This is a genomic window from Stenotrophomonas sp. 05N423 (genome assembly GCF_056397145.1).
Map to the genome: position 1 here is coordinate 516,034 of NZ_JBFTMV010000002.1, position 17,213 is coordinate 533,246.

The window sequence follows — 17,213 nt, forward strand, 5'->3', positions numbered from 1 at the left end:
CTTATGGCCCATCCGCCGGCTGCGGGCGCAGTGCTAGATTCGGCCGCTACCGGCTTCCATGCCGGCGTCTTTCCAGCGCATGAGGGAAACCATGAGCGTCCGTTGCACTGCCTGGTCCGCGGTACTCGCCGCGACCGCCACCACCTTGTTGGTCAGCATGCCCGCGCATGCCGAGTACGCCAAGCCGCCGGCCGAACTGCTGAAGGTGCTGACCGCGCCGCCGCCGCCGGCGCCCAGCGTCGATCCCACCGGCAGGCGCCTGCTGCTGACCACCAGCCAGACCTATCCGTCGATCAGCCGCGTCGCCCAGCCCTACCTCAAGCTGGCCGGCCTGCGCCTGGAGCCGGGCAACCGCAGCCGCCACGACACCCCGGGCGGCTACGGTATTCCCGCCTGCGTGGCCGATTTCACCCTGGTGGACATCGCCAGCGGCAAGGAAACCCGCGTGCCGCTGCCGAAGGACGCCTGCGCCGGTGGCGCACTATGGTCGCCGGACGGCCAGCGCTTCGCCTTCCAGAACGTCGTCGCCGATTCCGTGCAGCTGTGGGTGGGCGACGCTACCAGCGGCCAGGTCCGGCAGATCGCGGGTGCGCGCCTGAACCCCATGTTCGGCGGCACCGTGCAGTGGCTGGACGGCGGCAGCCGCCTGCTGGTCAAGCTGGTGCCGGCCAACCAGGGCCCGGCGCCGGCTGGCGATGACGTGTATGGCCCGGACGTGCAGGAATCGCTCGGCGCCAAGGGCGAGAGCAGCACCTATGAAACCCGCGACACCCTGGCCAGCGAGCACGACGAGCGCCTGTTCGCCTACTACGGCCAGTCGCAGTTGGCGGTGGTCGACGCCGCTTCCGGCAAGGTGAGCCCGGTCGGTGCACCGCAGCTGTACACCGGCGTCAACGGTGCGCCCGACGGCGTGCATGTGCTCACCGAGACCCTCAAGCCGCCGTTCTCGCACGCGGTCACCTACCAGCGCTTCGGCTACGACGTGGACGTGCTGGACGTGGCCACCGGCAAGAGCGTACGCATCGCCGCGCTGCCGCTGGCCGAGCGCGTGCCGGTGCACGGCGTGCCGGAAGGCCCGCGCGATTTCGACTGGCGCGCCACCGACCCGGCCACCCTGGTCTGGGCCGAAGCGCTGGACAAGGGCGACTGGAACGTCAACGTGCCGAAGCGCGACAAGCTGATGCTGCAGTCCGCGCCGTTCACCGCCGCGCCGCGCGAGATCGCCCGCACCACCCAGCGCTACGCCGGTTTCGACTGGACCGCGCAGCCGCAGCGCAGCTTCCTCAACGAATACGATGAGAACCGCCACTGGCGCCAGACCCGCATCGTCGACATCGACAACCCGAAGCAGGAGGCGCGCCTGCTGTGGGACCTGTCCAGCGACGAGCTGTACGGCGACCCGGGCAGCTTCGTCTACCAGCGCCTTCCCAGCGGCGCGGTGGTCGTGCGCGAGGAAGGCGGCAAGGTGTTCCTGCGCGGGCAGGGCAGTTCGCCGCAGGGCGACCGCCCGTTCCTCGACCGTCTGGACCTGGCCACGCTCAAGAGCGAGCGCCTGTTCCGCAGCGCCACCGACGCCTACGACCAGTTCCTCGGCTTCACCGCCGAACCGGGCCGCTACCTCACCTGGCACCAGTCGGTGATCGACCCGCCCAACGCCTGGCTGCGCGAGCTCGGCGCGCGTGACGCCGCGGCCAGGGAAGGCGAAGCGCAGTACGCCGCCGAAGGCCGCAAGCTGACCCGCATCGCCGACCCCACCCCGGAAGTGCGGCAGATCCAGAAGAAGCTGGTCACCTACAAGCGGGCCGACGGCATCGACCTGTCCTTCACCCTGTATACCCCGCCGGGCTACAAGGAAGGCCAGCGCCTGCCGGCCATCCTGTACGCCTACCCGGCCGACTTCGCCAACAGCGCGCAGGCCGGGCAGGTATCCGGTTCGCAGCAGACCTTCACCCGCCTGGCGCCGTACCGGCTGATGCTGCTGGCCGGCTACGCCATCATCGACAACGCCTCGTTCCCCATCGTCGGCGACCCGAAGAGCGCCTACGACACCTACCTGGAACAACTCACCGCCGACGCCAAGGCAGCGGTGGACAAGGCGGTGGAACTGGGCGTGGTGGACCGCAACCGCATCGGCGTCACCGGCCACAGCCACGGCGGCCTGATGACCGCCAACCTGATCGCCCACACCGACCTGTTCAAGGCCGGCGTGGCCACCAGCGGCTCGTACAACAAGACCTTCACTCCGTTCGGCTTCCAGAACGAGCGTCGCTCGGTATGGCAGGCGCAGGACGTATACCTGAAGGCCTCGCCGTACTTCTACGCCGACAGGATCAAGCTGCCGCTGCTGCTGGTGCATGGCGAGGACGACGCCAACCCCGGTACCGAGCCGTTCCAGTCGCGCAAGCTCTACCAGGCCATCCGCGGCAACGGCGGCACCACCCGCCTGGTGATGCTGCCGCACGAGCCGCACTGGTACACCGCGCTGGAATCCAACGAACAGCTGGTGGCTGAAATGCTGGCGTGGTTCGACCGCTACGTGAAGAATGCACCGGCGCAGGCGGCTCCGGTCAAGTGAGTTGATCGCGAGTCGATCGAGCAATGAGAAGAAGCCCGCTTATGCGGGCTTCTTCTTTTCCGGGTTTGGTGGATTGCGATGTAGCGGATGAAGCCATGGCGCGTTCGATCCGTTGCAGCGCGACGTAGTTCATTCATGTACAGGAGCCAAGTCGACCGCCTGGATGCGTCGAAGAGTCCGGCCTGACTTTTTCCACAGATGAATTGGGATGCATCGAAGAAGTCGCTGAAGACAATCTGTGCACAAGTGGATCGCCGGTCACACTTGGCTGCTCGTCTTTGATTGGAGTCGAAGGCTGCAGACAGGTTTGTGACAGTCGGACGGATGCTGCACGTTCCGGAGGAGAACGCTGGATTCAAGCTGCAATTTCTGTGTGTTGTCGCATCTTCACAGCCCATCCACCTGTACCAACATCAGCTGAAGGCAGTGTCATGGCTTCTGCAAAAAGGCCGCTATATTCCAAGCTCCCCGACGAAGGAGGAGTGGAATGTTTCTGACCAAACAACATCTGAAGGCCGCAGGCATGCTTGGCGTCGCGATCGTCGCCACCTCGGGCCTTGGCGCCTGTGCCACCTATAAAAACGAGTTCGCCAACATCAACACCCGCCTGGATCAACTCGACGCGAAGGTGCAGGGCGCGGCACAGAGCGCCGAGTCCGCCAACCAGTCCGCGCAGCGGGCCAACCAACGCCTGGATCAGATCGAAGGCCGCGTCCAGCAGCTCGAAACGGCCCCACGCCGCGCGGCGCGCGGTTAGTCGCGCTGCATAATCCATAACGTCTTAGTCCGGAACCCGGTGGCCTTTGCCGGCCACTGGTTTCCTTCCATCACACAGTCTTCGTTCCGAGGAGCCGTCCCATCCGCATGTACAGATACGCTGCAGTCCGGCTCGTTCGTGGCGCACTTGCGCTGGCGCTGGCAGGTGCGGGCATCGGCGTGGCCAGCGCCGAGGACGCCGCCGTACAGCAACCGGCAGCCGCCATCGATCTGCTTCCGCAGGGCCAGGACGTGTCCGACACGGTGATCGAACTGGCGGGGTGGGTTGTCGCAAGCAGGGACAGCGAAGGCTATCCCTTCGCGATCATGGACAAGGCCGCTGCACAGATCCTGGTGTTCGGCGGCGACGGCCGGCTCCGCGGCGCGGCGCCGGCGTTGTTTGGCTCGGCGATCGGCGATCACATCGCCCCCGGCGTCGCTGGTCTGGCGCTTCGCGAGATTCCGGGCCGGGATCGCACGACGCCCGCGGGTCGCTTCGTGGGCGGTTTCGGCCCGTCGATCGACGCCGGGCGCGTACTGTGGGTGGATTACGATTCGGCGGTCTCCATCCATCCCACCGCAACCGGCGTTCCCGCTGAGAAGCGTCCCGAACGCCTTGCATCGCCGTCGCCGGACGACAACCGCGTCACCCATGGCTGCATCAACGTCTCGCCCGACTTCTACAAGCAGGTCGTCAGCCAGACGTTCGAGCGGGGCGGCGTCTTCTACATCCTGCCGGACAAGGCGTCGCTGGCGGAGACCTTTCCGGCGTTCGTGCAGAGCCGCACGGCCGCGCGGGGCAGCGGCGGAAAAGGTGCTGGACACGCCGGCCACTGAAGGGCGCGTCCGCGTTGCCTTCGGGATGCGGCAGCGTCACGGCCAATCAGCTTGATTTCTGTATGCGACCCTGTCCGTTTGCGACGAAAGTCTGCCGTGAGTCCGCCGACACCATGGTGAACCACATCAGGCACTCGCCTCGAACGCCGTGTGATAGCTGACTTCGGCGGCAGGTATCCCACCCGCCAGCGGCAGTGCCTGGAAATATTCCGCAGGCACGCCGGGCAACACCAGTTGTCCGCATGCCCTGAACCCAAAGCGCGCGTAGTAGCCCGGCTCACCCAGCAGCACGCACCCCGCGCTGTTCATCGCCTTGAGCCGGTCGATGGCTTCAACCATCAGCGCCGAGCCGATGCCGTGGCCTTGCCGGTCCGGACGCACCGAGATCGGGCCCAGACCGTACCAACCCGTCTCGCCGGAGGACAGCGTCACCGGTGATACCGCGACATGGCCCACGAGTTCGTCGCCTTCCATCGCTACAAGCGAAATGCTCAGCTGTCCGGCCCTGCGCAGGGCGGCGACGATGAACTGCTCGGTGTGGCTGGTGTGCGGTGCGTTGGCGAATGCGGCTTCGGTGAGGAGGGCGATGAAATCCACATCGCCGGGAAGTTCATTGCGGATGATCATATTCGTGGGGCGGTCCAGTGAATGAGTCGCCATGTTCGTGGTTTCAGGATTCCGCTGCGCCTTCGGGCTCGGTAGTCGGCTTCACGCTTACCGACCAATGACCACCGATTTCCTGCTGTGGCATCAGCAGGTCGTAGGTCTTGAGCATGTCCAACAGTCCGGAATGGCCGTAGAGCTTCGGCGAAAAGGCCGGGTCGGTACGCTTCAGGTATTGGCCCAAGGCACCCAGAGAAACCTTGCCATCCGACGTGGAGCCGGCGAGAAGGGCTACCGCTTCGATGACAAAGCGTGGACGGCGCTTGGGAAGCGGACGCGCAGGTTCAGTCCTGGCTGCTTCCTGCTTGGGCACTTCTACTTTGGTCGATGCCTTGGCGGCGAGTTCGTCGGCAGGCTCGGCAGGCGCGATTGGGCGTGTCCATTCGAAAAACTGATCGCTCGCATTGCGCAAGGCATCTGGAGTCTTGGCTTCACCGACGATACAGACGGTGGCGCCGCGTTCGCGCAGCTTTCGGGAAAGATAGGCGAAGTCGGAATCGCTGGTGACCAGGCAGAAGGTTTCGACACGGCCATCGAACATCGCTTCCAATGCGTCGAGTGCCAATGCGATATCGGCCGTGTTCTTGCCTGAGGCGTACTGGTACTGAAGATGAGGAGTGAAGGCGAAACGGATCAGCGCATCCTGCCATCTGCTGTTCAGCGTGCTGGTATTCCCGTAGCCGCGGCGCAGGACTACGCGCCCGAACTGTGCGGCCATCAGCAGGGCGTGTTCAAGAATGTCGGGCGGTACGTTGTCGCAATCGACAAGCACCGCGACACGGCCATCAGGATGATGGGGCTGCGTGCTCATTCCATTGATCCCCTGCGTTCATTCCAGCCCAGAAGATAGCAGCGTTGATGCAGGGAGTGGATCGGATTCAATTTTCTTTTGTGCCGCATCAGCCTGGTACCTCATTCGCGCACGGGGAAATCAAGGTAGCTGCTGCCGAACCAGCGGATTTCCAGCGGCTGTCCGGCATCGGCGAGGGTTTCATCGGCCGGTGGCTTGCCGCTGCCGAGGTTGAGTTGGCGATCGGGTTGCTTGACGACGCCGATGGAAACGACCAGCCGGCTGCCGGCTGCAAGACGACGGCCGAGCAGGCGGGTGTCGGCGATGCGCACATGCTGCGGTGTGCCTGGCTGCAGCAGCTGCCGGTGGCTGCGGTCCCTGGCGTGGCTCAGGCGTTGCAGCCACCAGGCCAGGTCGAGGTAGTCGCCGGCGGCGGTCTGTTCGTAGATGCCGACGGCGATGTCGGCGTCGGCCTTGTTGAGGATGAAATCGAGTTCGCCGCCGAACGGCCCGGCCAGTTCGATGTCGTGCGGTAGTGGTTCGCCGCGGAATACCAGCCCGGCGTGCGGGTCGAGCATGCGGTTGACCACGGTGGGCGAGGGTGTCCAGCCCGCATCGCCGCGGTCGTTGAAATCCACGTGCTGGACGGTGGCCGCATCGGCGGACGGCGCGTGTGCCAGCCGGTGCGAGGCATCGCCGGGCAGCAGGTACAGGCGCTCGCTGCGCGTGGCCATCGCTTCGAGCGTGGGTGCGTGCCGCCAGCGGTCGGCGCCCATCACCTGCCAGTTGACTCGGTCGGCCAGCAGGTCGGGTCTGGGGGCACCCTTGAACACATGGTCGAACCAGGCCAGGCGCAGCGCCTGCAGATCGTGGCGCGCGGTGGCATCCGGCGTATAGCCCTGCACCATCGGGGGGACGCCGGTCTGCATGGTGAAGTGCTCGTAGGGGCCGATCAGCAGGGTGTGGTCGGCGTCCGGGCGCTGGCGCAGGTGTTCGCGGAAATAGTGCAGGGCGCCGATCTGGGCGCCGTCGAAATAGCCGGTGGTGACCAGCACCGGGATGTCGATGCCGGCGAACTCGCGCCCCTGCGGAGTCATCGCCTGCCAGTAGCTGTCGTAGACCGGGTGCTGCAGCCAGCGCTCGAACAACGGATTGGCGGCGCCGTCGATCCGCGGCAGCTCGCGGTAGGCGCGGCCGCTGCGGTACCAGTCGCGGTTGAGCTTTTCCCAGCGTTCGCTGTCGCCGTAGGTGGCGTCGTCCAGTGCACGGTTGCCGGCCACGTAGAAGGGCCACGGATAGAGGAAGTTGAGGAATACGCCGCCTTCCATCGGGATGTCGATGCCGGGCGCCGCCGTCGCCGAGGTGGCGATGGCCTTCAGTGCAGGAGGCCGCTGCTTGAGTGCGGCCCATTGCGTGTAACCGCTGTAGCTGCCGCCGTACATGCCGACGCGGCCATCGCTCCACGGCTGCGCCGCTGCCCAAGCGATCACTGCGGCGGCGTCGGTGCCGTCGTGTTCATAGGGGGCGATGGCGTCGCGGCTGCGGCCCTTCCCGCGGCTGTAGGCGACCACGCCGGCATAACCATGCGCGGCCATCTTCCTGGCGTCGGCCCAGGCCCAATCGTCGTTGGCATAGACGGTGAAGGTGAGCAGCACCGGCAGCGGTGACGCCTTGGCCGGACGCACCACCAGCGCGGCCAGCTCCGCGCCGTCCGGCGTGCGCACCCGCGCGTTGCGGTCTATCACATAGCGGCGCGCGTCATCCGCGCCCAGAGCGTTGGCGAAAAGCGGCTGGAATGCGGCGTAGGCGTCGTGCACCTGCCACGCACGGATCAGGGCGATGGCTTCGTCGAGGGACAGGCGGGGCTTGCCACGGGCGCTGGCGATCCGTGCGTCCAGTTCGTCGCGCATGCGCGGCAGCCAGCCACCGAAGGCGACCTCGGCCTGCAGCGCGGTGCGGTCGTCGAGCGCGCCGAACTGCTCGGCGAACGTTTGTCGCCAGACGTCGGCATATGGCACTCGGCTGTCGGCCTGGCGCTGTTTCGCGCGGGCGTGGATTTCGTACTGCAGGAACAGCGGCGGCTGACCCTCAGCATCGCTGTGCAGTTCGCGCAGCGCGTGGATGCTGGCGACGGCCTGCCTGTACTGGCCCGCGGCCGATTGCAGGCGGAACAGCGTGCCCAGGTAGCGCGCGCGGTCCTCGTCGCGGTAGCGCGCCATCACCTGCCGGGCGAAGCCGGGCATGGCCGTGTCCATGCCGTCATCGAGCAGATGCGGCGGTACGGCAATGGTCGCCGGCTGGGCGAGGACGGTTCCGGTGGCGAGCAGCAGCAACAGGCCCAGCAGGCGCGACAGGGACATGGCAGTCGGTGATAGGAGGATGCGTCTGGATATCACATTGCGGGGCGGAGTGACGGCCCCGCGCCTGGTCTGCGGTACGGAATACGTTCACCTCGTCACATCGAGCACGGCGAAAGAGCCTATGGTGTCAGGAGACGGAGCGCGCCCTGTGCTCAGGACATTCCCATGGACTATGAAGAAGCCCGGGCCGATCTGGATGATCTGGTACTGGAGATGACGGACGCCGGTCGCGGGTGGTCGCAGTCCCAGCGTCTGGAAAAGCTGCGTTCCCTAACCATTCTGGCCCGGCGCGCGATGAATGCCGCGACCGGCGCATCGAATGAATCCGAACACAGAAGCAGCATCGAGTCGCTTCTCGACAGGATGGAAAGTGCCATGGCCCTGACTGTCCCACAGGATGCGCCGCTTGATCAGCTCGAGACGGAGCTGGAGGCTCACCGGTGAGGACGACCCACAACAGAAATCATGCGCCGGAACGACGCCATGCAGCGCCGGGCAAGAGCGCGACCGTTCTACGGGATCGCAATTGCGTCGACGTGGCCAGCGAACTCGCTTACTGGAGGGATCGATTCACGACGGGTGCGCTCATTGCCGACAGCTTCCACAGGGACTGTGGGCCGGTGATTAAAATCGCCTGCGATATCTACGTCCGTAGTCCGCATGACACGCGTTCGGCGTGGCTGCTGGACCTGGATGCGCGCCTTTCCGGCGACGCGGACTCACGCCGGAGAAAGGTCTACAGCCAGATCGCGGAACTCTGCTGGAATCGTCTTCTCTCCTGAGCGGCGCATTCACTTGCCGCCTGCAGAAAGCATGACGCAGTAACGCCGGGTGGTGCAGGCTGCACCTGCGATGATTCCATCGCAATGGAGTAGAAGATGAGCAGTTCCAATGTGACAACCGGCACCCAGAGCCCGCAGGAGCACGACCCCAAGCGTGCACCGGGCGCGCCGCAACAGAACGACAACGACCGCAAGGATGCCGAGCCCAGGGAAGGCAAAGCCCATGAGGGCGGCAAGCCCCAGCAGAAGTAATATTTCCTGCTGCTAGAGGAAGGAGAGCTGCGCGAACACGCGCAGCTTTTCCCGAAGGAATGATCACGCATGGACACGGTGGCGGAAGCAAAGGCGTTGATGGCGAAGATCGGCTATCAGCTCCGGCCTCCCGAGACGACGACGATGGCGCCCTGCAGGCGCTGCGGAAGAAGCAGCCCCGGCGGCCAGGCGTGCTCGGAATGCCTGTGCCTGGAGCTTGAAGCCCTGATCGACAACAAGGGGGCGGTGGTTCGTTGGGCCAGATCGGTGCAGGCTGCCGCGGAAGATGAAGCGATCATTCTTGCGTATGCGAAACGGGCCAGATGAAGGTCTCTGGTGCGCGGATAGATCATATTGCCGGCCACCAGCGATGGCGGATGGCGTGGCAACCGAGGAGCCCCAGTGAACACCCCGCTGTCGGTTGCGTCCGGCATGGTATGGCCCGAGCCATCCGGGGCCATCTGCCTGGAGTGGCAACCCTGAGCGGCGTGGTTCATGAATACCCCATCATTCTGCGAACGAACATGCACACTCTGGACTCCAGACAACAATTCATCGGCGAATGGAACGTATGGGAAGAGGCCAGCTTCGCCGTATTCCGCTTTTCGCTTGCAGGGAACGGGCTGGGGGTTGCCTTCATAGATGAGGTGGAAGGCATGGAAAACGCCATCAGCGAGGTCCGCTGGAAGCCGGACGAACCGGCGCTCTACTTCACGGTGCAATGGATGAAAGGCCCGACGCACCGGTACCGGATTTCGCCCGACACGGAAGGCAATACCCTGGAAGTCTCGATCACCGCGAGCTGGGTGGAGACCTGGGCGCCGATGCCCGTGTTCAAGCCGCATTGAAGCGCTGCAAGGCCGATGCAGGGGGATGCAGGATGTCCGCAGGCGCGGTGCCGGACCGCGGTTCCCGTTGCGCGCTCTCGACTTTCTCTCTTCCCTGAAACTCCCGTCCGGGAGTCGAGGGAACTTGCGAGGAGACAACGCCATGAAGGGAATTAGTCTGTATCTGCAGGGTCCGGGGCACGAAATGCGGCCAGCGACGTTCTTTTCGAGGGAGAGCGTCATCGCCAGGGCCATGGGCTTCCCGTTCCATGGGCCGATCGCCGGCTCGCTGGAGATCAATGTGCTGGCGGACGCCAACGGCAATCTGGCCGGGCAAGCCGACCGGGAAGGTTTGCGCTACACGTTCACTGGCTCGGAAGTCCCGTGGGCCCTGATGGTCGGATGAAGGACACGCCTGCCGGGGTGACGCATGCATCGCCATTTCGCGTGTGGAGGGTGCTCACGCCATGCTTACAGGATGAGACGTCAGATACCGGAAACGGCCGGGAGTGCTGCCATGTTGGACGGATGGGTGGAACGCAACCGCGATGGGCTGATCCTGCTGGCGCGGATCCTGTTGATTGTGCTGTTCGTGGTGTCGGGCTGGGGCAAATTGACCGATTTCCAGGGCACGGTCGGCTACATGGTCTCGCTGCATGCGCCGCTCCCGCAGGTGGCGGCCGGCGTGGCGGTCTGCATGGAGTTCCTGGTCGGCATCGCCCTGCTGCTGGGCATCCAGGTGCGGTTGCTGGCGCTGCTGTTCGTCCTGTTCGTGCTGGGCACCGGCATGCTCGGCCATGCGTTCTGGGGCATGGAAGGCGCCGAGCGCGCGATGAACATGATCCAGTTCCTGAAGAACCTGTCCATCGCCGGCGGCCTGTTGCTGCTGGTGGTGACCGGCGGCGGGCGCTACGCGGTGGCCGGGCGGCCGCGCTGAGAGCAGCGCTCAGGTCGTGCCCCGGCATGCCGGGAAACGGCTGCAGCCCATGAAGGCCGCGCCGGTCTGCCGGTTGCGCCGTTCCACCATGGCAGCGCCGCACCGCGGACAGGCGGGGGCAGCTCCGGCAGTTGGCGTGCTGGCGGGTTCCCGCAAGGGGAGGGGCGTCGGCGTCGTGGGCGCTGTCGGCTGTACGGCACGGATCATCGCCAGCAACTGTTCCCCGGTGATCAACTCGATGGGCTTGCCCGCGGCGAAAGCGGCTGCTGCTTCCGTGCAGGTGCCGGTAGTAACGATCTTCACGGCATCGGCGTGGTGGTGGATGAGCAGGCCGTACATCTCGCGGACGATGGCGACGCCTACCTGTTCGCGTCGCCATTGCTTGCACTGCACCAGGATGCGGTGGCCATCCTTGAACAGCACCAGATCAATACCGCCATCGGGGCCGCCGTGATGGTTCTCCTCGACGGCGTAGCCCTGCCGCCGGAAGGCTTCACCGACCAGACGCTCGAAACTGCGCCAGCCGGCCGCGGACAGGCTTTCCAGGTCGGTGCGGGTGTCGAGCAGGTGGCGGCGGTTCCTGCTCCGGTTAGCGGAAATGAGTGCGCCCAACAGGCAGGCGGCCAGCCATAGATAAGCCAGCACACCGAACATCGGAGAAAACGCGTCAGCCAATGGCCCGGCGCCGCCCAGCCATGCAGGGAATCCAAGACGGATCACCAGGAAACCGAGGATCCCGGCCGCGATGCCTGCAGGCCACGGCAAGGCAGCCATGGCATCCATCAATCCATCGCTGCGCCGTCTGCGTCCCATGCCTGCCTCCCTGCGTCCAGGCATGAAGATAACAGGGCGTAACGCATGCATCGATGGCGGCCACCCGTTGAGGCGACCGCCATGGAAGGATGTCGATCAGCCGAGAATCCCCGGCAGATCCAAGCCCTTTTCCTTCGCGCAGTCGATGGCGATGTCGTAGCCCGCGTCGGCATGGCGCATGACGCCGGTGCCCGGGTCGTTCCACAGCACGCGGGCGATGCGCTGGTCGGCGGCCTCGCTGCCGTCGCAGACGATGACCACGCCGGAGTGCTGGCTGTAGCCCATGCCGACGCCGCCGCCGTGGTGCAGGCTCACCCACGTGGCACCGCCGGCGACGTTGAGCATGGCGTTGAGCAGCGGCCAGTCGGATACGGCATCGCTGCCGTCCTTCATCGACTCGGTCTCGCGGTTGGGCGAGGCGACACTGCCGCTGTCCAGATGATCGCGGCCGATCACCACCGGCGCCTTCAGTTCGCCGTTGCGCACCATCTCGTTGAACGCCAGGCCGAGCTTGTGGCGCAGGCCCAGGCCGACCCAGCAGATGCGCGCCGGCAGGCCCTGGAAGCTGATGCGCTCGCGCGCCATGTCCAGCCAGCGGTGCAGGTGCGGGTCATCGGCGATGATCTCCTTCACCTTGGCGTCGGTCTTGTAGATGTCTTCCGGGTCGCCGCTCAGTGCCACCCAGCGGAACGGGCCGACGCCGCGGCAGAACAGCGGACGCACGTAGGCAGGCACGAAGCCGGGAAAGTCGAACGCATTCTCCAGGCCTTCGTCGAAGGCCATCTGGCGGATGTTGTTGCCGTAATCGACGGTTGGAATGCCGGCCGCGTGGAAGGCCAGCATGGCTTCCACGTGCACGCGCATGGCGGCTTTGGCAGCGTCGCGGACCATCGAAGGGTTGGCCTTCTGTTCGGCCAGCCATTGCTCCACCGTCCAGCCGATCGGCAGGTAACCGTGCACGGGATCATGGGCGCTGGTCTGGTCGGTGACGCAGTCCGGGCGCACGCCGCGGCGTACCAGCTCGGGCAGGATTTCGGCAGCGTTGCCGAGCAGCGCGATCGACCTGGCTTCGCCGGCCGCGGTGTACCTGGCGATGCGTGCCAGCGCGTCGTCGATGTCGGTGGCCTGTTCGTCCACGTAGCGGGTGCGCAGGCGGAAGTCGATGCTGCTCTGGCGGCATTCGATGGTCAGGCTGCTGGCGCCGGCCAGCGACGCGGCCAGTGGCTGCGCGCCGCCCATGCCGCCGAGGCCGGCGGTGAGGATCCACTTGCCGGTGAGGCTGCCACCGTAGTGCTGGCGGCCCATCTCGACGAAGGTCTCGTAGGTGCCCTGCACGATGCCCTGCGAGCCGATGTAGATCCACGAGCCGGCCGTCATCTGGCCGTACATCATCAGGCCCGTCTTATCGAGCTCGTTGAAGTGCTCCCAGTTGGCCCAGTGCGGCACCAGGTTGGAGTTGGCGATCAGCACGCGCGGCGCATCGGGATGGGTGGGGAACACGCCGACCGGCTTGCCGGACTGCACCAGCAGGGTCTGGTTGTCGTCCAGGCGCTTGAGCGTTTCCAGGATCCTGTCGTAGCTCTCCCAGTCGCGCGCGGCGCGGCCGATGCCGCCGTAGACCACCAGCGAAGCCGGGTCTTCGGCCACTTCGGCGTCGAGATTGTTCTGCAGCATGCGGAACGGCGCCTCGGTCTGCCAGGACCTGCAGTTGAGCGTGTTGCCGCGTGGTGCACGCGGGTTGCGGGTGGGATCGTGACGGGTGTTCATGTGTCTGCTCCTGGTGAAGAGTCCGCACATGGATGTGCGGGCTTTTGCGAGGGATTCGCACGCATGGCAAAGTCGAGGCAGGCGCGCAGTACCTGTTGCAGGGTGTCGCGCACCGGGGTGGCGTGGATGGGGTCGTAGGGCGTGGGCCAGCTGTGCTCGTCCACGTCGGCGGGAGCGGGTTCGTGCATGTAGCCGCGGCAGCCCAGCTCCATCTGCAGGGTGTGCACGCCGCCGGGAATGTCGCTGTAGTGACGGGTGATCCAGCCGCCCTTGAAGCGGCCGTTGCGCACGTGGCTCAGCCCGCTCAGCGCGCACAGGTTCTCGACCACGTCGGTCAGTGCGTTGTCGCAGGACGTGTCCGGCTCGCCGCTGGGGCCGGCGCTGCCGATGTTGAACTGCGGCAGTTCGCCGTCGAACAGGTGCGGGATGTGCGAGCGGATCGAGTGTGCGTCGTAGACCACCACGGTCGGGTGCCGCTGGCGCAGGCGCGCGATCTGGGCGGCGAGCGCGGCGTGGTAGGGCGCGAAGTAGGTGTCGCGACGACGTGCGATCTCCGCTTCGTCCGGCTCGTGACCCGTGCGGTACAGCGGCTGGTTGTCAAAGGTGGTGGTCGGGCACAGGCCGGTGGTGTTCTGCCCGGGATACAGCGAAATGCCGGACGGATTGCGGTTGACGTCGATCACCGAACGCGAGACCGCGGTACGCACGGTGGTGGCGCCCAGTTCGCGGGCGAAGGCATACAGCTCGTGCACCCACCAGTCGGCATCGCGCCGCGCCAGCCATGGTGAAACGAAATGGCCGGCGAGTTCGTCGGGCAGCTCGGTGCCGGTATGCGGGAAGCTGACGATCAGCGGAGCGTCGCCTTCGTGGGTCTGCAGCCAGTCGGAAAAGGTGTTCATCTGCGAATCTCCGCAGCGTGTGGAGGTATGGAGCGGGGCAGCGCCCCGCTGAAGCCTTGTCATCGGGGGGCTGCCGGGCGCTACTGGATCTCCACCTGCGGCAGCACGCCTTCCAGGCCGCGGGCGAGGGCACCGTCGCGCACCAGCGCGGTGGCGGCCACCATGTCCGGATGGAAATAGCGGTCGTCCTGCAGGGTCGGCACCTGCGCGCGCACGGTGGCGCGCGCCTGCTCCAGCGCGTCGCTGGAACGCAGCGGGGCATGGAAGTCGCAGCCCTGCGCGGCGGCCAGCAGCTCGATGCCGACGACATTGGCGGCGTTCTCCGCCATCGCCAGCAGGCGGCGCGCACCATGCGCGGCCATCGATACGTGGTCTTCCTGGTTGGCCGAGGTCGGGATGGAATCGACGCTGGCCGGGTAGGCGCGCTGTTTGTTCTCCGACACCAGCGCCGCGGCGGTGACCTGCGGGATCATGAAGCCGGAGTTCAGGCCGGGCTTCGGGGTGAGGAAGGCTGGCAGTCCGGACAGCGCCGGATCCACCAGCATGGCGATGCGGCGTTCGCTGATCGAACCGATCTCGCACACGGCCATCGCCAGCATGTCCGCGGCGAAGGCCACCGGCTCGGCGTGGAAGTTGCCGCCGCTCAGCGCTTCACCGGTGTCGGTGAACACCAGCGGATTGTCGGACACGCCGTTGGCTTCGATTTCCAGCGTGGTCGCGGCCTGGCGGATCACGTCGAAGGCCGCGCCCATCACCTGCGGCTGGCAGCGCAGGCAGTACGGATCCTGCACGCGCACGTCGTTGTCGCGGTGCGATTCGCGGATCGCCGAACCGGCCATCAGCGTGCGCAGCGCGGCGGCGGTGGCGATCTGCCCGCGCTGGCCGCGGATGCTGTGGATGCGCGGGTCGAACGGGGTGTCCGAACCCTTGGCCGCTTCCACCGACAGCGCGCCGGTGACGAGCGCGGCCTGGAACACGGTCTCGATCTCGAACAGCCCGGCCAGCGCATAGGCGGTCGAATACTGGGTACCGTTGAGCAGGGCCAGGCCTTCCTTGGCGCCAAGCGTCAGCGCGGTGTGGCCGATCCGTGCCAGCGCATCGGCGGCCGGCATCCGCACGCCTTCGACGAAGGCTTCGCCGACGCCGATCATCACCGAGGCCAGATGCGACAGCGGCGCCAGGTCGCCGGAGGCGCCGACCGAGCCCTGGCACGGCACCACCGGCACGAAGTCGTGCTGCAGGAACGCCTCCAGCAGCGCCAGCGTCTGCGGGCGGATGCCGGACGCGCCCTGTGCCAGGCTGGTGAGCTTGAGCGCCATCATCAGCCGCACCACGCTGGCCGGCATCGGCTCGCCGACACCGGCGGCATGCGACAGCACGATATTGCGCTGCAGGGTTTCAAGGTCCTCGCGTTCGATGCGCACGCTGGCCAGCTTGCCGAAGCCGGTATTGATGCCGTACACCGGCTCGCCCTTGGCGACGATGGCTTCCACCACCTGCGCGCTGCGCAGCACGGCAGCCTGCGCCGATGCGTCCAGGCGCACGCTGGCGCCGCGGTAGATCTGGCGCCATTGGGCCAGCGGAACATGGCCGGGACGAAGCACGAGGGGGGAATTCATCGGGTTACTCCAGGTTCTCAAGGGGAGGTGCGGGGCTCGGCCCGCACGGTTGTTGGCGATGTGCGGGGCGGGCCCCGCGCCTACGGTGTCGGTTCGCCGCGGAACACGCGCGCGTGCAGCGGGTTGAAGCCCATGCGGTAGACCAGGTCGGCCGGGGCGTCGATGTCCCAGAGGGCGAGATCGCAGTCCATGCCGGCGGCGAGCCGGCCGATGCGGTGGAAGCGGCCGAGCGCGCGCGCGGCTTCGCGGGTGAAGCCGGCGATGCATTCGTCCACGGTCATGCGGAACAGGGTCGCGCCCATGTTCATCGCCAGCAGCGGGCTGGTCAGTGGCGAGGTGCCGGGATTGCTGTCGGTGGCCAGCGCCAGCGGCACGCCGGCCTCGCGCAGTTTCTGGACCGGCGGCACGGTGGTGTCGCGGGTGAAGTAGAACGCGGCCGGCAGCAGCACGGCGACGGTACCGGCCGCGCGCATCGCGGCGATGCCGGTCTCGTCCAGGTGTTCGATGTGGTCGGCCGACAGCGCGCCATGCCGTGCCGCCAGCTCGGCGCCGTGCTGGTTGCTCAGCTGCTCGGCGTGGATCTTCACCGCCAGCCCGTGGCGATGCGCGGCCTCGAACACCTGAGCGGCCTGTCCGCGCGAGAAGGCGATGTTCTCGCAGAACACGTCCACCGCCTCGGCCAGGCCTTCGGCGGCGATGGCCGGGATCATGACGTCGCAGACCTCGTCGATGTATTCCTGCGCCTGCCGGCCGGGCGGCACCGCGTGCGCGCCGAGGAAGGTGGGTACCACGTCTACACGGCGCAGCCGTTCCAGTTGTTTGGCGACGCGCAGCTGCTTGCGCTCGTCGTCCAGCGTCAGGCCGTAACCGGACTTGATCTCGATGGTGGTGATGCCTTCGGCCAGCATCGCGTCGAGGCGCGGCAGGGTAGCGGCGATCAGGGCGTCGTCATTGGCATCGCGGGTAGCGCGCACGGTGGAGACGATGCCGCCGCCGGCGCGGGCGATGTCGGCATAGCTCACGCCCTGCAGGCGCTGTTCGAACTCGTTGGCGCGGTTGCCGGCGTAGACCAGGTGGGTATGGCAGTCGACCAGCCCGGGGCCGATCCAGCGACCGCCGCAGTCGATGCGTTGCGCAACGTCGAAAACCGGCGCGCTGGCGGCGGGGCCGGCATGCACGATGCGCCCATCGCGGGCGGCAATGACGCCGTCGCGGACGATGCCCAGCCCGCCGGCGGCATCGTCGAGCGTCATCAGATGGGCGTTGTGCCAGACCGTATCGCAGTGCATGTGCACCCTTCCGCGTTTATTTGTATATACAATAATCACCACCAACG

18 protein-coding genes are annotated in these 17,213 nt (G+C 66.5%); 10 read left to right on the forward strand and 8 right to left on the reverse strand.

Features of this window, described 5'->3' with window-relative positions:
* Positions 1–91 precede the first annotated feature (91 nt).
* The 3 genes from AC1DGW_RS06195 (at position 92) to AC1DGW_RS06205 (ending at position 4,168) form a co-directional block, all read left to right on the forward strand.
* On the forward strand, positions 92–2,575 hold the full coding sequence (locus AC1DGW_RS06195) for a S9 family peptidase (RefSeq protein WP_478020596.1): 2,484 nt from the start codon (positions 92–94) through the stop codon (positions 2,573–2,575).
* A gap of 487 nt (positions 2,576–3,062) precedes the next feature.
* Positions 3,063–3,332 (forward strand): hypothetical protein, encoded by a 270-nt coding sequence (locus AC1DGW_RS06200; protein WP_478020598.1) that lies wholly within the window; start codon positions 3,063–3,065, stop codon positions 3,330–3,332.
* A 152-nt stretch (positions 3,333–3,484) separates the two neighbouring features.
* Positions 3,485–4,168, forward strand: a complete 684-nt coding sequence (locus AC1DGW_RS06205; protein WP_478020694.1) for a hypothetical protein — start codon at positions 3,485–3,487, stop codon at positions 4,166–4,168.
* A gap of 126 nt (positions 4,169–4,294) precedes the next feature.
* On the opposite strand, the gene AC1DGW_RS06210 is transcribed toward AC1DGW_RS06205, so the two are convergent.
* The 3 genes from AC1DGW_RS06210 to AC1DGW_RS06220 form a co-directional block, all read right to left on the reverse strand.
* Positions 4,295–4,795, reverse strand: a complete 501-nt coding sequence (locus AC1DGW_RS06210; RefSeq protein ID WP_478020601.1) for a GNAT family N-acetyltransferase — start codon at positions 4,793–4,795, stop codon at positions 4,295–4,297.
* 43 nt (positions 4,796–4,838) lie between these two features.
* On the reverse strand, positions 4,839–5,642 hold the full coding sequence (locus AC1DGW_RS06215) for an NYN domain-containing protein (protein ID WP_478020603.1): 804 nt from the start codon (positions 5,640–5,642) through the stop codon (positions 4,839–4,841).
* Between the two features lie 101 nt (positions 5,643–5,743).
* Positions 5,744–7,981, reverse strand: coding sequence for a CocE/NonD family hydrolase (locus AC1DGW_RS06220; RefSeq protein ID WP_478020605.1), 2,238 nt, complete (start codon positions 7,979–7,981; stop codon positions 5,744–5,746).
* Positions 7,982–8,146: 165 nt separating this feature from the next.
* Between AC1DGW_RS06220 and AC1DGW_RS06225 the strand changes: the two genes are divergently transcribed.
* From AC1DGW_RS06225 to AC1DGW_RS06255, 7 genes are all read left to right on the forward strand, one after another.
* Positions 8,147–8,425, forward strand: a complete 279-nt coding sequence (locus AC1DGW_RS06225; protein ID WP_478020607.1) for a hypothetical protein — start codon at positions 8,147–8,149, stop codon at positions 8,423–8,425.
* Positions 8,422–8,763, forward strand: a complete 342-nt coding sequence (locus tag AC1DGW_RS06230; RefSeq protein WP_478020609.1) for a hypothetical protein — start codon at positions 8,422–8,424, stop codon at positions 8,761–8,763. Before AC1DGW_RS06225 ends, AC1DGW_RS06230 begins: the two co-directional genes overlap by 4 nt.
* Before the next feature lie 96 nt (positions 8,764–8,859).
* Positions 8,860–9,015, forward strand: a complete 156-nt coding sequence (locus AC1DGW_RS06235; RefSeq protein ID WP_478020611.1) for a hypothetical protein — start codon at positions 8,860–8,862, stop codon at positions 9,013–9,015.
* Positions 9,016–9,084: 69 nt separating this feature from the next.
* On the forward strand, positions 9,085–9,342 hold the full coding sequence (locus AC1DGW_RS06240) for a hypothetical protein (RefSeq protein WP_478020613.1): 258 nt from the start codon (positions 9,085–9,087) through the stop codon (positions 9,340–9,342).
* 197 nt (positions 9,343–9,539) lie between these two features.
* Positions 9,540–9,863 carry a hypothetical protein gene (locus AC1DGW_RS06245; RefSeq protein WP_478020616.1) on the forward strand — a complete coding sequence of 108 codons (324 nt, stop codon included), beginning with the start codon at positions 9,540–9,542 and terminating at the stop codon, positions 9,861–9,863.
* A gap of 142 nt (positions 9,864–10,005) precedes the next feature.
* Positions 10,006–10,248 (forward strand): hypothetical protein, encoded by a 243-nt coding sequence (locus tag AC1DGW_RS06250; protein ID WP_478020619.1) that lies wholly within the window; start codon positions 10,006–10,008, stop codon positions 10,246–10,248.
* Positions 10,249–10,359: 111 nt separating this feature from the next.
* Positions 10,360–10,779, forward strand: a complete 420-nt coding sequence (locus tag AC1DGW_RS06255) for a DoxX family protein (protein ID WP_478020621.1) — start codon at positions 10,360–10,362, stop codon at positions 10,777–10,779.
* A 9-nt stretch (positions 10,780–10,788) separates the two neighbouring features.
* Here AC1DGW_RS06255 and AC1DGW_RS06260 read toward each other — a convergent pair whose 3' ends face one another.
* From AC1DGW_RS06260 to hutI, 5 genes are all read right to left on the reverse strand, one after another.
* On the reverse strand, positions 10,789–11,592 hold the full coding sequence (locus AC1DGW_RS06260) for a restriction endonuclease (RefSeq protein WP_478020623.1): 804 nt from the start codon (positions 11,590–11,592) through the stop codon (positions 10,789–10,791).
* 96 nt (positions 11,593–11,688) lie between these two features.
* On the reverse strand, positions 11,689–13,359 hold the full coding sequence (gene hutU, locus AC1DGW_RS06265) for a urocanate hydratase (protein WP_478020625.1): 1,671 nt from the start codon (positions 13,357–13,359) through the stop codon (positions 11,689–11,691).
* Positions 13,356–14,258, reverse strand: coding sequence for an N-formylglutamate deformylase (hutG, locus tag AC1DGW_RS06270; protein WP_478020627.1), 903 nt, complete (start codon positions 14,256–14,258; stop codon positions 13,356–13,358). The genes hutU and hutG overlap by 4 nt, the downstream gene beginning before the upstream one ends.
* Before the next feature lie 80 nt (positions 14,259–14,338).
* Positions 14,339–15,877, reverse strand: coding sequence for a histidine ammonia-lyase (gene hutH, locus AC1DGW_RS06275; RefSeq protein WP_478020629.1), 1,539 nt, complete (start codon positions 15,875–15,877; stop codon positions 14,339–14,341).
* A gap of 80 nt (positions 15,878–15,957) precedes the next feature.
* A complete protein-coding gene (hutI, locus tag AC1DGW_RS06280; RefSeq protein WP_478020631.1) occupies positions 15,958–17,166 on the reverse strand; it encodes an imidazolonepropionase in 1,209 nt (402 codons plus the stop codon).
* Between the last annotated feature and the right edge of the window lie 47 nt (positions 17,167–17,213).

Coding starts and splice junctions, on each gene's coding strand:
- AC1DGW_RS06200 (WP_478020598.1), top strand. CDS start 3,063: ATGTTTCTGACCAAACAACATCTGAAGGCCGCAGGCATGCTTGGCGTC.
- AC1DGW_RS06235 (WP_478020611.1), top strand. CDS start 8,860: ATGAGCAGTTCCAATGTGACAACCGGCACCCAGAGCCCGCAGGAGCAC.
- AC1DGW_RS06240 (WP_478020613.1), top strand. CDS start 9,085: ATGGACACGGTGGCGGAAGCAAAGGCGTTGATGGCGAAGATCGGCTAT.
- AC1DGW_RS06260 (WP_478020623.1), bottom strand. CDS start 11,592: ATGGGACGCAGACGGCGCAGCGATGGATTGATGGATGCCATGGCTGCC.
- AC1DGW_RS06245 (WP_478020616.1), top strand. CDS start 9,540: ATGCACACTCTGGACTCCAGACAACAATTCATCGGCGAATGGAACGTA.
- AC1DGW_RS06255 (WP_478020621.1), top strand. CDS start 10,360: ATGTTGGACGGATGGGTGGAACGCAACCGCGATGGGCTGATCCTGCTG.
- AC1DGW_RS06250 (WP_478020619.1), top strand. CDS start 10,006: ATGAAGGGAATTAGTCTGTATCTGCAGGGTCCGGGGCACGAAATGCGG.
- AC1DGW_RS06210 (WP_478020601.1), bottom strand. CDS start 4,795: ATGATCATCCGCAATGAACTTCCCGGCGATGTGGATTTCATCGCCCTC.
- AC1DGW_RS06225 (WP_478020607.1), top strand. CDS start 8,147: ATGGACTATGAAGAAGCCCGGGCCGATCTGGATGATCTGGTACTGGAG.
- hutI (WP_478020631.1), bottom strand. CDS start 17,166: ATGCACTGCGATACGGTCTGGCACAACGCCCATCTGATGACGCTCGAC.
- hutU (WP_478020625.1), bottom strand. CDS start 13,359: ATGAACACCCGTCACGATCCCACCCGCAACCCGCGTGCACCACGCGGC.
- AC1DGW_RS06215 (WP_478020603.1), bottom strand. CDS start 5,642: ATGAGCACGCAGCCCCATCATCCTGATGGCCGTGTCGCGGTGCTTGTC.
- hutG (WP_478020627.1), bottom strand. CDS start 14,258: ATGAACACCTTTTCCGACTGGCTGCAGACCCACGAAGGCGACGCTCCG.
- hutH (WP_478020629.1), bottom strand. CDS start 15,877: ATGAATTCCCCCCTCGTGCTTCGTCCCGGCCATGTTCCGCTGGCCCAA.
- AC1DGW_RS06195 (WP_478020596.1), top strand. CDS start 92: ATGAGCGTCCGTTGCACTGCCTGGTCCGCGGTACTCGCCGCGACCGCC.
- AC1DGW_RS06220 (WP_478020605.1), bottom strand. CDS start 7,981: ATGTCCCTGTCGCGCCTGCTGGGCCTGTTGCTGCTGCTCGCCACCGGA.